The following is a 13414-nucleotide window of genomic DNA, read 5'->3' on the forward strand; positions in this document are numbered from 1 at the left end:
GCCGCCGTCGGCACGGTCCAGGTAGTGGTTCAGGGCGTGCAGGGCTGTCGACGAGGCGGCGCCTGGGAACGTGACTGGTGCCGGCTGCGGTTCACCTAGACTCCGTCGCGTGATCGTACGGAGAGCGAGTACAGCGGACATAGCGGATGTGGCGGCCCTCGCTGAGCTGCGGGACATCGGCGGGGACAGGCTCGGGGAGTTCGCCAGCTGGGTGGCTGACCACGCCCGGACACACCTGCCGTTCGTCGCCGAAGCCGACGGGCGGATCGTCGGATCAGCCTGGCTGCACATCGCCGGACGGGTACCGGGCGGAGACTCCTTCGACCGGCTCTACGGCGATGTCCAGTCGGTCATGGTCCGCGAGGAGTACCGCAACCAGGGGGCCGGGGCGGCGCTGATGGCCGCGATCCTGGCCGAGGCCCGTGAGCGCGGCCTGCTGCACGTGACCGTCCACTCCGGACGGCGGGCCGTCGACTTCTACCTGCGCAACGGCTTCAGCCACCACCGCCAGATGCTGCTGTGGGAGCCGGAGGCCCCGTAGCGGGTACAACGTTGTGATGGTCGTCGAAAGGATGGGCGCGGGCCGGCGGCGTGAGCGACGGTTCCGGCTCGTGGGGGACGCACAGCACCACCGTCACGTTCCAGCAGCCCGCGACCTGCTAGTTACCAGCTAGTCCAGGAAGCCGTTGCGGACGGCGTACAGGGCGGCCTGGGTGCGGTCGGCGAGCCCGAGCTTGGCGAGGATCGCGCTGACGTGGGTCTTCACGGTCTTCTCGGCGAGGTGCAGCTCGCGGGCGATCTCCCGGTTGGAGTGGCCACGGGCGACCTCGACGAGGACCTGGCTCTCGCGCGGGGTGAGCTTGTGGCCGGGTACCTGGGGTTCGCCGCTGGCGAGCAGCCGCGCCACGTCCGGCGGGAGCAGGATGTGCCCCGAGTGGACAGCGCGGATGGCTGAGGCGAGCGCGGCCGGTTCGACGTTCTTGTAGACGTACCCGGCCGCGCCGGCCCGCACCGCCGGCAGCACAGTTGCCGGGTCGGTGAAGCTGGTGACGACGAGCACCCGGGCCGGGTTCTGCTTCCCGGCCAGCCCGCGCAGCGCGGCCACCCCGTCGGAGCCGGGCATCCTCAGGTCGAGAACGATCACGTCGGGCCGGGTCTCCTCGGCCACGGCGACGCAGCCGTCCCCGTCGGCGGCCTCGCCGACGACCGTGATGTCGTCCTGGAGTTCGAGGAAGGTCCGCAGGCCCTGCCGGACGACGGGATGGTCGTCGGCGATGAGTACCCGGATCAGGCCGTCGTCAGGCATCGGCCGGTACCTCCAGTTTCACGGTCGTCCCGCCCGGCCCGGAGTCGATGGTGAGCCGGCCGCCCGCCGAGCGGGCCCGTTCCCGCATCGAGGCCAGGCCGAGGCGGCGGGAGGCCTGGCCGGCCTCGCCCGGGTCGAAACCGGCCCCGTCGTCGGCGACCCGCAGGACGACGAGCGCGCCGAGGCCGGTGAGGCGTACGTCCACGGTGGACGCGTGCGCGTGCCGGACGGCGTTGTGCAGGGCTTCCTGCGCGATCCGGTACACGGCTTCCTGCTGGGCTGGCCGGAGCCGGGGCAGCGGCGTGCTGGCGAAGGTGAACGCCGCGCCGTGTACCCGGTCGAGCAGCTCGACGTGCTTGCGCAGCGCGAGGTCCATCCCGTCGCCGGTCAGCTCCGGCGGGAGGAGGCCGGACACGATCGCGTGTAGCTCGCCGGTCGCCTCGGCGGCGAGCTGCCGCACGGTACCGAGTGCCGAGGCGGCCCTGGCCGGGTCCCGTTCCAGCAGCGTCGCGGCGGCTTCTGCCGTCAGGCGCAGGCTGAAGAGCTTCTGGGAGATCGCGTCGTGGAGCTCGCGGGCGATCCGGTTGCGTTCCTCCATGATGGACAGTTCGCGGCCGCGCTCGTACAGGCGCGCGTTCACCAGGGCGATCGCGGCGTGGGCCGCCAGGAGCCGGAGGAGCTCCTCGTCGGCGGCCGTGAAGCCGCCCGGCTTGTTGGCCAGGTAGAGCCCGCCGAGGATGTCGCCGCCGTCGGTGATCGGCATGCCGATGAAGCCGGTCAGGGCGGGGTGCGCGGCAGGCCAGCCCTCGAACCTGGGGTGCTCCTGGATGTTGCCGAGCCGGACGGGGTGCGGATCGCTGAGCAGTACACCCAGGAGCCCGTGCTGCCGGGGCAGCGGGCCGATGGCAGCCCACTGCTCCTCGCTGACCCCGTCGACGACGAACTCGGCGAAGGAACCAGCCTGGTCCGGCACCCCCAGCGCGGCGTAGTCAGCGCCGAGCAGCCTCCTGGCCGACGTGACGATCGTCTGCAGGACCTCCCTGACCGTCAGGTGCGCCGTCACGGCGAGCACCGCCGCGCTGACTTCGCGCAGCTCACTCCGGTCGAGTTCCGTCATGCCCCCACCGTATAGGCCGCCGGGGCGCGCCCGGATCGGCCCGTGGTCCTAGGCCCAGCGGAGTAGACCCAGCCTGGCTCTGGGCCGATGGCGCGGGCTGCGGGCGGTCATAGCGTCGAGGCAGACGAAGGAGGTACGGAAAATGTCCGTCGCGATCATCACTGGCGCTTCCCGCGGGCTCGGGCTGGCACTGGCCCGGGGGCTCAACGACGCGGGCTGGAAACTCGTCCTCACCGCACGCGGGGCCCAGGCGCTCCACGACGCCGCCGGGCCGCTCGGGGTCACGATCCCCGGCGACGTGGCCGACCCCGCGCACCGGGAACGCCTGATCGGCGCCGCCCGGGACCTGGGCGGGCTGGACCTGCTGGTCAACAACGCCGGGACTCTCGGCGTCAGCCCGCTGCCCAGCATGGCCGAGTATCCGGTGGGCGCGCTGCGCGAGGTGTACGAGATCAATGTCCTGGCCCCGATCGCGCTCGCCCAGCTGGCGCTCCCGCTGCTGCGGCAGAGCGAGGGCGCGCTGCTGAGCCTCAGCTCGGACGCCGCGGTGGAGGCCTACGAGGGCTGGGGCGGCTACGGCTCGGCGAAGGCAGCGCTCGACCAGGCCATGCGCGTCATGGGCGCGGAGGAACCCGGCGTGCGGATCTGGGCCGCCGACCCCGGCGACATGCGCACCCAGATGTACCAGGAGGCGTTCCCCGGCGAGGACATCAGCGACCGGCCGCTCCCGGAGACCGTCGTACCGGCGATCCTCGCCCTCCTGACCGGCCGGCCGTCCTCGGGCCGGATCAGGCTGGCATGAGACCCCGCGCGCTGTGGCTGCCGCACAGGGTCGCGAGCCTCGACGCCACACTCCTGCACGACCTCGGCCTGACCACGGTGGACAGCTGGCGGCAGGGGCTCGTGCTGAGCACGCCGATGCCCGTGTTCGTCGAGCTGGCGACTGACGAGCAGCCGGACCCGGCCCCGCTGGCCTTCGAGGTCGCCTCGGCGGCCGAGGTGGACGCGGCCGCGGCCCGGCTCGGCGTTTCCCCGCACCGATACTCCCGGGGCCACTACGGGTTCGAGTTCGCCTCGCCCGGTGGCCTGCCCCTGATGATCTGGAGCGAGAAGACATGACGGTACTGGACTTCGCCCTGCCAGCCGAGCTCGAAGCGCACGACCCGCCCGAGGCACGCGGGCTGGCCAGGGACGGCGTGCGGCTGCTGGTCACCGATGGCGACGACATCAGCCACCACCACTTCGCCCAGCTGCCCGGCCTGCTCCGGCCCGGCGACGTGCTCGTGGTCAACACCTCGGCGACGCTGCCAGCCGCAGTGCCCGTGCCCGGCACCGGCCTCAGCGTGCACTTCTCGACGGAGCTGCCGGACGGGACCTGGCTGGCCGAGCTGCGGTCCGGCGAAGGGCAGGATCCCGGTGCGGCCGGGCGCTATCCGCTGGCGGGCGGCGGGTCGGTGACCTTCACCCGGCCGTTCAGCCGGGGCAGGCTGTGGCACGCCACAGTGGACACTGGCGGTCCGCCGGTCACCGCCTACCTGCGCCGGCACGGGCAGCCGATCCGTTACGGCTACGTGCCCAGGTCCTGGCCGTTGTCGTTCTACCAGACCATTTTCGGTACCGAGCCTGGCAGCGCGGAGATGCCCAGCGCCGGCCGTCCCTTCACCGACCGGATGGTGACCCGGCTCGTGACGCGAGGCGTGCAGTTCGCGCCGATCCTGCTGCACACCGGGGTCGCGTCCCCCGAGGCGCACGAGCGGCCGTACCCGGAGCGCTTCGCCGTCTCCGCCCACACCGCGCACGTCGTCAACGAGGCACGCCACCGGGGCAGCCGGGTGATCGCGGTGGGCACCACGGCCGTCCGGGCGCTGGAGAGCGCCGCAGGCCCCGGCGGCCGGGTGGAACCCTCGGCCGGCTGGACGGATCTCGTCGTCACCCCGGAGCGCGGCGTCCGCGCTGTTACCGGCCTGCTGACCGGCCTGCACGAGCCCCGGGCCTCCCATCTGGACATGCTCGCCGCGATCGCCGGGCCCGACCGGCTGGGGCGCTCCTACGCCGCGGCGCTCGGCGAGGGGTACCTGTGGCACGAGTTCGGCGACCTGCACCTGATCGTATGATGGCGCCATGCTCCTCCGCGTCACCTCCGGCGTCGCGCTCCTGTCGGCGGGCCTGCTGGCCGGCGCGTTCGGCTACGGAGCCGTCAACCTGGTCGCCGGGTTCCGTGCGGTGCCGCTCGACGTCCGGCTGACCTTCCACACCGCGCTGATGCAGACCAACGGGCTGGTCATGCAGACGACGATGGCCGTGGCGGCGCTGGCGGCCCTCGCGCTCGCCGTGCAGACCCGTGGCCGCCGGCGCCTCGTGGCCGGGCTGGCCTGCGGCCTGGTCGTCGCCTCGTTCCTGATCACCAGGTTCGGCAACGTGCCGATCAACGGCCAGATCAAGGTCTGGGCGGTCTCTGGCGCTCCCGCTGGGTACCAGGCGATCCTCAGCCGGTGGGAGACCTTCCACGAGCTGCGTACCGGCACGGCGGTGCTCGCCTTCGCCCTGCTCGTCTGGCTCGTGCTGACGACGGGCCGTGCCCGGGTCAGCGGGGCGCGCGCAGCCTCGTCATGAAGCCGATCCGGTCGCCACGGTAGAGGGACCTGACCCGCTCGATCGGCACGCCCGCGCTGTCCCTTGTGGACCGGAGCATGAGCAGCATCGGCAGCGCGGGATTCGTCCCGAGCAGCTGGGCCTCGCGCGGGCTGGCCAGCGCCGTCTCGATCTGCTCGTCGGCCTCGCCGAAGACGACGCCCAGTTTCTCCGTCATGCACCGGTACAGCGAGCCGCCCGGTTCGAGCACGTCGAGGATCGTGGGGAAGCGGGCGGCCGGGAGATACGTGCTCTCCAGGCCGAGGGGCTCGCCGTCGGCCAGCAGCAGCCGTTCGAGGTGGATCACCTCCGCGCCCGGCTCGATGCCCAGCCGGGCGGCGAGATCGGCCGGGGCAGGCAGCCGCTCGGCCGTGACGATCCGGCGGCCGGGCGTGCGGCCCATCGCCCGGATCGCCTCGGTGTAGGAAACCAGGTCCAGTGGCTGGATCAGCTTCGGGGCCGCGACGAACGTGCCCCGGCCCTGCTGGGCGCTCAGCCGACCCTCGAGGACCAGCTCCGAGATCGCCTGGCGGAGCGTGGCCCGCGACACACCGTACTCGGCGGCCAGCTCCCGTTCCGCCGGCAGCGGGGCACCCTCGCCCAGCTCGGCGAGCACCGCCTGCAACCGGGACTTCACGGCGAAGTACTTGGGGACCCTGCCGTGCTCAGGCACGCCATCCCGCACAGGGCTATTCGCTAACACGTTACTCAGGGTAGCTGTTGCCTTGGGCACGTTCGCGGGGCGGCGAGCGCGACAGAGCGGCAGCCGGCGGTACAAAATCTCCCCGGGTGGCCGTCGGCCAGCGGGCGGATCGGTACCCTGCCGGTATGCGAATCGTTAAGACTGCCGTGCTGCTCACGGTCCTGGCCAGCGCCGCAGCGTGCGGAGGCGCTGACGGCAAGGGTTCCAAGGCCGCAGCCAACCGGCCCTGCACGATCGACGATGTGACGGTCGCCGGCGCCACGGGCAGCCGGCCGTCGATCACGATCAAGGACGGGTGCACGCCCGGCTCCCAGCTCCTGACCAAGGACCTGAACTCCGGCGAGGGCCCGGCGGTGAAGCGCGGCGACACCGTCGACACCCACTACGAGCTGAAGACCTGGTCCGACAAGCAGGACGTCGACTCGTCGTGGACCCGCAACCAGCCGTTCCCCGTGCAGAACGTCGGCAAGGCCCGGGTCATCACCGGCTGGAACGAGGGCCTGATCGGCATGAAGGAGGGCGGGCGCCGCCTCCTGATCGTCCCGCCGGACAAGGGCTACGGCGCGGAGGGCTCCCCGCCGATCAAGGGCGCGGAGACCCTGGTCTTCGTCATCGACGCCGTGAAGGTCACCGGCGCCGGTTCCTGAGTACACGAGAAACGCGCCGGTGGCTTCCGCTACCGGCGCGTTGTGCTGCCAGCCGTACTCAGGAAACGGTGTGGATCTCCCAGACCTGGATGTTGCGGAAGGACACCTTCGACGACTCCACCGGGTCGCCCGGCTTGTACATGGGAAAGACCCCGAGGTTGACCCGGCCCACGACGTATCCGGCGTTCAGGTTCGCCGACTGGGCCGGTTTGCCGTCGCGGTAGATGGTCACCTTGTCCTTCACCATGACCACGCCGATCCGGACCGGAGTGCCTACGGTGACCGGTGTGGCCAGCGGCCAGTCCCGGAAGATGGTGATCCCGGTCGAGTGCTCGACGATCTGGAGCTTCTTCTCGCACACCCGCAGCGCGTAGCCCGCCGAGCCGTTGAAGCGGAACCAGATCCCCGCGCAGCTGCCCGGTTCGAGCAGGGTCACGTCGACATAGGACCCGAAGTTCTGCACCGTGCCGCCGTCAGGCCCCTTGCACCGGTAGGTGTCCGGCTGCTCCGCCTCGGCCACGAGCTGGGAGTTCTCGAAGTAACACGAGGACTCCCACTTCTCGCCGCCCGGCTTGACGGGTGGCCGTTCCGGGAGGTTGACGGCGGTCCACTTGCCCTCTGCGGCCAGCGGGTCGCTGATGATCTCCTCAGAGTCGCCCGGCACGCCAGGAGCCAGTTCGGGGAGCGTCGCCTTCGGGGTCGGCGTGTTGCTGGTACCAGCGTTGCCGCTGCTGTTGCTGGGCACCTTGATCACGCCGGTCAACAGGCCGGCGACGGTACCCGTCGTGAGCAGCAGTGCCAGGACCATCGCGCCGGTGAGCACCCCGCGCATCCGGCTACCGCCCGTCTTCACGACGGTGGTTTCCGGCGCGGGAGCCGGGGCCACTGTGGTCGGTGCCGGCTGGGCTGAGCCCTTGACCCGGGTCGGCTCGTCGTCGGCGATCGCCGGCGTGATGGCCGCGGGCCGGGCCCCGGCATCGGCGGCCGGTACCTTCATGGCGCGCGGCGGCCCGCCTCCGGCCAGCAGCCGGTCGACCAGCTCGCGGGCGGTGGGCCGGTCCTCCGGGTCCTTGGCCAGCGCCTCGGCGACCAGGTCACGGATCGGGCCGGACAGCTCGCCGAGGTCTGGTTCCTGGGTGAGGATCTTCGCGACCGTGGCGGGCATCGAGTCGCTGGTGAAGGGCAGGCGGCCGGTGCCGGCGTACGCGACGACGGCTCCCCACGCGAACACGTCCGTCGCCTGGGTGAGCGGGCCGTTCTCGAAGCGTTCCGGTGCCATGTAGGACACGCTGCCGATCACCTGGTCCGGCCGGGTGAGGCTCTGCGTGAGGTCCATGCCGCGCGCGATGCCGAAGTCGATCACCTTGGGGCTGCCCGGGGCGAGCAGCACATTGCCGGGCTTGAGGTCGCGGTGGATGATGCCGGCTCCGTGGATCGCGGTGAGCGCCGTCGCCACGCCCAGCGCCAGGCCGTGCAGGTTGGCGGCGGACAGCTTGCCGTGCTCTGCGATCACTGTGGACAGTGCCGGGCCGTTGACGTACTCGGCGACGAGGTAGGGCGTGTCGTGGTCGGGGTCGGCGTAGAGCACCTCGGCGGTGCAGAACGGCGGGACCTGCTGGGCCCGGGTGACCTCCCGGCGGAACCTCCGGCGGAACTCCGGTTCCCTGACGAGGTCGGCCCGGATCACCTTGACCGCGACCTTCGGCCCGCCCTCGGCAGGCTCCCCGAGGAACACGCTGCCCATGCCGCCCTCGCCGAGCCTGCCCAGCAGGCGGTAGCCGCCAAGCTGCTCCGGGTCACCCGCCCGCAACGGCTCCGCCATCATGACTCCCCTGTCTCCCCTGTTGAGTTCGTACCGCCAAGGTGCACGCTCAGGTGCACATCCTGCCTGCCGGCCGGCCCGATCACCAGCGGGTGCCCGGAGCTCCCGCCCGAGCGGGCCGTGACCTGCGCCGCGATGGCCGCGCCGAGCGCCCTGGCCGCGGGACCGGCCCGGTCGTCGACGACGACGGTGTCCCAGTGCCCTGGCAGGTCGTGGACCCGGACGGCGAGCCGGGAACCGCCGGGTACCTGGCCGGTCGTGAGCACCAGGTCCGGGCCGGTCGCGGCGACCTGCCGGGCCAGCTCGGCGGCCGGGTCCTCGGCGAACCTGGCCAGCACCGGCACCGCCAGGGCCTCCGAGCGCAGCGGGGCGGCGACGGCCTCCAGCTCGCCCATGACCCGGGTCATCTCCAGCAGCTCGCCGGACAGGCCGGTGCCGACCTCCAGCCCGGACCGGTAGGGCAGGAGGGCGCTGAGTACCAGCTCACCCCGCGCGTGGCCGCCAGCGAGGTCCGCGCCGAGCTGGGCCAGGGCCGGGGTGGGGCCGGCCTCCGGCACGGCGAGCAGTACCCGGTACGTGCCGGGAGCCAGGGCCAGCCCGGCCTGGTCCGCGGCGGTGGTCTCGGCCGCGACCCGGCTCCTCGGGTACAGAGCCGACAGCAGCGGGCCCGCCATCACGGTCGTGACCAGCGCCATGACGACCATCAGCGAGAACAGCTCGCCGTCGAGCAGCCCGAGCTGGAGGCCGACGGTGAGGATCACGATCTCGGTCAGGCCCCGGGTGTTCATCAGCGTGGCGAGCACCCCGGCCTCCCTGGCCGGGACCTGCTGGAGCCGCGCGCCCAGGTACGCACCCGCGAACTTGCCCGCGATCGCCACAGCGAGGATCAGGACCAGCTCGGCGAAGCCCGACAGGTTCACTGTGGACAGGTCGACCTTCATGCCGGACAGCACGAAGAAGGCCGGGAGCAGCAGGAGCACGCTGACCTGTTCGAGCCGTTCGAGGATCTCGTGCCGGAGCACCTCGTCACGCGGCATCACAGCGCCGAACAGGAAGGCACCGAAGATGGCGTGCACGCCCAGCCACTCGGTAGCGAAGCAGCTCAGCAGCAGCCCGGCGAGGATCACGCCGAGGATGTCCGGCGTGAGGCGGCCGGCCCTCGCCCTGGCGGCGGCGAGCTTCGCCAGCAGCGGCCGGACCACGAGGAACATCACCAGGACATAGGGGACGGACAGCAGGATCTGCCAGCCCGCCCCGCCCCCGCCGAGGGTGACGATCCCGGCCAGCAGCGTCCAGGCCAGCACGTCGTCCACCGCGGCGGAGGCCAGGGCCAGGCCGCCGACCTCCAGCCGGTGCATGCCCCGGTCGGTGAGGATCCTGGCCAGTACCGGGAAGGCCGTCACCGACATCGCCGCCCCGACGAACAGGGCGAACGGGATCGTGTCGGTCACCCCGTGCCGACCGGCGAGCCACAGCGCCAGCGCGAAGCCCAGCCCGAACGGCAGCACGATCGAGCCGATCGACACCGACACCGCGACCCTGACCCGGCCCCGGACCAGGCCGGTGTCCAGCTCGTAGCCGACGATGAACATGAACAGCACCAGGCCGACGCTGGCCAGCCCGGACAGCGCAGGGCGGATGCCGTCCGGCAGCAGGTGGCCGGTGACGGCCGAGCCGAACAGCGTCGGCCCGATCAGGATGCCGGCCAGGATCTCCCCGATGACCGGCGGCTGCCCGCACTTCCTGGCCAGCCAGCCGAAAGCCCTGGCGAGCAGGATGATCCCGGCCAGGGCCAGGAGCAGCTGCCCGACCTGGTGCGCGGTCACTGGAGCAGCCTCGCGGCGAGGGCAGCCGCCGTGATCCGCTCCGTGGCCGGGGCGAGGCACTCGGCCACCAGGCCCGCGACGGGAGACTCGGCGATCTCCGGCTTGCTGACGAGTACCTTGCGGAGGGCCAGGAGGCCGTTGCCCTGCGGCAGCTCCCCGTACACACCACGGCCGGTGACCACGCGGTGCAGGAGGACCCCGAGGGACCAGACGTCGGCCTCCGGGCCGGGCCGCTCGCCGTGCAGCACGTCCGGGTCGGCGTACTCCACGGCGGACAGCTCCCCCATCCCCGTCAGGGTCAGCCCCGAGGTGAAGACGTGGGAGAGCCCGAGGTCGGAGAGTTTGGCTCCGGAGTCGTGGAGCAGCACGTTGCCCGGCTTGATGTCACGGTGCGCGATCCCGGCCGCGTGCAGGGCCGCCGCAGCGCTCGCGGCGTGGCCCACGGCGCGGAGCACGTCCGTACCGGCGGCGGCATCCGCCAGCGACCCGCCCGGCAGGTACTCGCCGGCGTAGTAGAACACCCCGTGCTGCCGGCCGGCGTCGTACAGGCTGACCAGGTACGGGGACTGGACGGCTGCGAAGGCTGCCAGCTCGCGGGCCGCCCGGCGGAAGGTGTCCGGTGTGGACCCGCCGGCCAGGACCTTCACGGCGACCAGCTCGTCGGCGACCGGCAGCCGGGCCGGGCGGCGGGCGAGGTAGTAGTGGCCGTGGTTGCCGGAGCCGAGGGGCCGGACGAACTCGTAGTCGGCGATGCGCTCCATCTAGCTTCCCCTCCGGTGCGACTCGTACCGCAGCCAGCGCTCACCGGCCTGCACCCGCGTACCGGGCACGAGCAGCTCCGGCTCCCCCGGCGTGACCAGCACGGGCCCGGCGCCGGGCCGGGTCACCGTCGTGCCGTTCGCCGAGCCGAGGTCGACGACGCGCACCTGCCAGCCGGACAGGCTGATCCTCAGGTGGCGGCGGGAGATCTCGCCGGTCGGGTCGGTGACCTTGAGCGGCCGGGCCTCCCCGGCCACCACTTCGGGAGCCTGGGCCGGGTCGCGGCCGAGGATGTAGTCGGCGTCGGCCCGGTACGTCGCGCCGGTGTCGAACAGCAGCACGCCGAGCGAGGGGCGGCGGCCCACCACCGTGACCAGGGTCTGCTGGATCATCGCGATCCCGCACAGCTGGCAGTACTGCACCCTGGGGTCGTTGAAGTGGCCGCGCTTGCAGTTCGCGCCCTCGATCAGCGCCCGGTCGTCGACCAGTTCCGTCGGCCCGTCCGGGATCTGGGCCAGGCCGGGAATGAGGATGAACGACTCGAACGGTTCGGTCACGTCGTTCACAGCAGCCTCCCGCCCCGGAAGCGCCAGCGCAGGAAGGGCACGCGCATCGGCCCGTTCGCCAGCAGCCACACGGCCAGCCACACCGCCCCGAAGTGGAGGCAGAAGGCAAGCGGCTCCGGTCGGAGGGCCAGCCAGACGACCAGCCCCTCCGGTACCGCTGTGACCAGGCCGAACAGTGTCGGCCAGTCCTTCTCCCAGCGGAACTGCATCAGCAGGTGGTACACGAGCTCCCAGCCGACGCCGAAGAGCGCCACCGCCCCCAGTACCAGGAAATGGTCCTTGACCGGACCGGGGAGCAGCGGGGCCAGCAGCAGGGTGACCAGCGAACCGGCCAAGGCTAACAGGAACAGCCGGGTCTGGATCCGGCCGGAGAGGAGAGGGAGCATCGGGGTGTCTCCTGTGGAGGGACGAGACGGAGATCTCAGATCGGGCGGTTCAGCAGCCAGCGCACCCACTGGGCGGTGGAGCGCACCGGGCCGATCCGGCGGCAGAACCCGCGCCTGGCCAGGTCGTCGGCGATCTCCTGCGCGGCGATCTGGAGGCCGAGGAAGGTGTCGACGCCGGGAAAGTAGCCGCCGAGGGTCGCGGTGCCGGAGGCGTAGACAGCGCCCTTGCCGCTGGCCGTGCCCCTGACCTCGAAGTGCCGCTCGACGTCGAGCCGCCCGAGCGGGTTGCGCCCGGCCCCGCCGTGCTCCAGCAGGTCGGCCAGCACCCGGGACTCGGCGATGTCTGCCTCCAGGCCGGTGCAGTCGATGATGTAGTTCGAGCGGATCTCCTCGCCGCCGACCGTGCTGACCAGCTGGCCGTGCGCGCCGGGCACGACACTGTCCACAGTGCCCTTCCTGGTCTCGTACCAGCCGCCCGCCCGGCCCGCGGCGAGCTGCCGCTGCCACTTGCGCCGCCAGGGCGTGTTCGCCCCGGAGCCACCCATCTTCTTGTACAGCGCGGCGCGTTCCGCGCCTTCCAGCCTGCGCATCTGCGCCTTGAGCTGGCCGCCCCACACCGACTTGGGATAGTTGAATCCCTGGTACGCCCAGCCGTGGCCGCCCCTGCGCCGCATGAACACCGGGCCGTGCGGGCCGTCGACGTAGGTCCGGAAGATATGCACGATCCGGGTACCGAGGCCGTGGGCCTCCCGGTCGTCGATCAGGCGCTGGAGGACCCGGGAGGCCACGATCCCGCTGCCACGGACGATGACGGTACCCGGCCGGGTCTTCAGGAACTCGTAGACGTGCTCGTGCGGCTCGTAGGCGTTGACGACGTGCTCGTAGTCGCCGTACCGCTCCCGGAAGTGCTGGAGATCCGGCAGGAAGCGCAGTCCCGGGTACCCGACGGCGATGTGCACGTACCGCGCCCGGTACACGACCCGCTTCGGCCCGCCCTCCGGGCTGCCCACCACGAAGTAGCCCCCGGCCTCCCGCCTGCGTACCATCCGCACCGCGCACTTGACCAGCATGTCCTGGTACCCGATCCGGGCGGCCTCCCGTTCCAGGCCCTCGAAGACCGTGCCGGCCCTCGGTGTCCAGAAGTCGGCGAATACCGGCTCGGTGAGCACGTTGAGCAGGTGCTTGACCGACTTGTCCCGCCAGGCCTCCGTCAGCGCGTACGACGGGAAGCCCCAGATGTTGTCCGGCCGGCTCGACGAGTCCGAGCGGATCCGCTCCGCCCGGGGGATCTGCGAGACCCGGGTGAGGTACTCGTAGGTCTGCCAGGGGTGGCCGATGTTGGAGAGCACGGCGATGTCGGAGGCCGGCACTCCGGCGATCCGCAGATAGTCCACAGTGACGAACGACCCGATGCCGCCGCCGATGGTAATAAAAGGGACATCCTTGAACGGGATCTCGTACGCCGCCATGTCCTCGTCCGACCAGACGCTCCTGGCCAGCAGTTCAGGCGTGAGATCACCCGTGGCACCCACCGCACAGCTCCCCCGCAGCCGGGCTCACCCGTCCCAGCGCCGGCAAAGAGTAACCGAACGGGAGACCCGCAGGTAAGGGCTTGTCTCCGTACCGTAATAACCTGCCCATAATCTGGAGC

The 13414-nt window shown here is 71.8% G+C and carries 15 protein-coding genes; 6 read left to right on the forward strand and 9 right to left on the reverse strand.

What is annotated here, in order from left to right:
- The first annotated feature begins 109 nt into the window (after window positions 1–109).
- Window positions 110–541, forward strand: a complete 432-nt coding sequence (locus tag A3G1_RS0116235; RefSeq protein ID WP_245563510.1) for a GNAT family N-acetyltransferase — start codon at window positions 110–112, stop codon at window positions 539–541.
- A gap of 129 nt (window positions 542–670) precedes the next feature.
- On the opposite strand, the gene A3G1_RS0116240 is transcribed toward A3G1_RS0116235, so the two are convergent.
- Window positions 671–1306, reverse strand: coding sequence for a response regulator (locus A3G1_RS0116240; protein WP_018350529.1), 636 nt, complete (start codon window positions 1304–1306; stop codon window positions 671–673).
- Window positions 1299–2423: a GAF domain-containing sensor histidine kinase gene (locus A3G1_RS0116245; RefSeq protein ID WP_018350530.1), complete on the reverse strand. Its 1125-nt coding sequence runs from the start codon at window positions 2421–2423 to the stop codon at window positions 1299–1301. Before A3G1_RS0116245 ends, A3G1_RS0116240 begins: the two co-directional genes overlap by 8 nt.
- A 142-nt stretch (window positions 2424–2565) precedes the next feature.
- Between A3G1_RS0116245 and A3G1_RS0116250 the strand changes: the two genes are divergently transcribed.
- Genes A3G1_RS0116250 through A3G1_RS0116265 form a run of 4 tightly spaced genes read left to right on the forward strand, consistent with a single transcriptional unit; the run spans window position 2566 to window position 5036 of the window.
- Window positions 2566–3225: an SDR family NAD(P)-dependent oxidoreductase gene (locus tag A3G1_RS0116250; RefSeq protein WP_018350531.1), complete on the forward strand. Its 660-nt coding sequence runs from the start codon at window positions 2566–2568 to the stop codon at window positions 3223–3225.
- Window positions 3222–3542, forward strand: coding sequence for a hypothetical protein (locus A3G1_RS0116255; protein ID WP_018350532.1), 321 nt, complete (start codon window positions 3222–3224; stop codon window positions 3540–3542). The genes A3G1_RS0116250 and A3G1_RS0116255 overlap by 4 nt, the downstream gene beginning before the upstream one ends.
- Complete coding sequence (locus A3G1_RS0116260; RefSeq protein ID WP_018350533.1) at window positions 3539–4537, forward strand: S-adenosylmethionine:tRNA ribosyltransferase-isomerase; 999 nt, start codon at window positions 3539–3541, stop codon at window positions 4535–4537. The genes A3G1_RS0116255 and A3G1_RS0116260 overlap by 4 nt, the downstream gene beginning before the upstream one ends.
- A 7-nt stretch (window positions 4538–4544) precedes the next feature.
- Complete coding sequence (locus A3G1_RS0116265; protein WP_018350534.1) at window positions 4545–5036, forward strand: anthrone oxygenase family protein; 492 nt, start codon at window positions 4545–4547, stop codon at window positions 5034–5036.
- Here the strand turns inward: A3G1_RS0116265 and A3G1_RS0116270 are convergent.
- Complete coding sequence (locus A3G1_RS0116270) at window positions 5008–5727, reverse strand: GntR family transcriptional regulator (protein WP_018350535.1); 720 nt, start codon at window positions 5725–5727, stop codon at window positions 5008–5010. The two genes, A3G1_RS0116265 and A3G1_RS0116270, sit on opposite strands and share 29 nt — an antisense overlap.
- A 155-nt stretch (window positions 5728–5882) precedes the next feature.
- Here A3G1_RS0116270 and A3G1_RS0116275 point away from each other — a divergent pair, with 155 nt between their 5' ends.
- Window positions 5883–6404: an FKBP-type peptidyl-prolyl cis-trans isomerase gene (locus A3G1_RS0116275; protein WP_026212191.1), complete on the forward strand. Its 522-nt coding sequence runs from the start codon at window positions 5883–5885 to the stop codon at window positions 6402–6404.
- Window positions 6405–6462: 58 nt separating this feature from the next.
- Here A3G1_RS0116275 and A3G1_RS41440 read toward each other — a convergent pair whose 3' ends face one another.
- Genes A3G1_RS41440 through A3G1_RS0116305 form a run of 6 tightly spaced genes read right to left on the reverse strand, consistent with a single transcriptional unit; the run spans window position 6463 to window position 13295 of the window.
- Complete coding sequence (locus A3G1_RS41440) at window positions 6463–8226, reverse strand: serine/threonine protein kinase (RefSeq protein ID WP_018350537.1); 1764 nt, start codon at window positions 8224–8226, stop codon at window positions 6463–6465.
- Entirely contained in the window at window positions 8226–10052 is a 1827-nt protein-coding gene (locus A3G1_RS35230; RefSeq protein ID WP_018350538.1) for a cation:proton antiporter, read from the reverse strand. The genes A3G1_RS41440 and A3G1_RS35230 overlap by 1 nt, the downstream gene beginning before the upstream one ends.
- A complete protein-coding gene (locus tag A3G1_RS0116290) occupies window positions 10049–10813 on the reverse strand; it encodes a protein kinase domain-containing protein (protein WP_018350539.1) in 765 nt (254 codons plus the stop codon). The genes A3G1_RS35230 and A3G1_RS0116290 overlap by 4 nt, the downstream gene beginning before the upstream one ends.
- Window positions 10814–11377 carry an FHA domain-containing protein gene (locus tag A3G1_RS0116295; RefSeq protein ID WP_018350540.1) on the reverse strand — a complete coding sequence of 188 codons (564 nt, stop codon included), beginning with the start codon at window positions 11375–11377 and terminating at the stop codon, window positions 10814–10816.
- Window positions 11374–11763: a hypothetical protein gene (locus A3G1_RS0116300; protein WP_018350541.1), complete on the reverse strand. Its 390-nt coding sequence runs from the start codon at window positions 11761–11763 to the stop codon at window positions 11374–11376. The genes A3G1_RS0116295 and A3G1_RS0116300 overlap by 4 nt, the downstream gene beginning before the upstream one ends.
- Before the next feature lie 35 nt (window positions 11764–11798).
- A complete protein-coding gene (locus A3G1_RS0116305) occupies window positions 11799–13295 on the reverse strand; it encodes a hypothetical protein (protein ID WP_018350542.1) in 1497 nt (498 codons plus the stop codon).
- Between the last annotated feature and the right edge of the window lie 119 nt (window positions 13296–13414).

This window comes from Longispora albida DSM 44784 (assembly GCF_000379825.1).
Taxonomy (GTDB): domain Bacteria; phylum Actinomycetota; class Actinomycetes; order Mycobacteriales; family Micromonosporaceae; genus Longispora; species Longispora albida.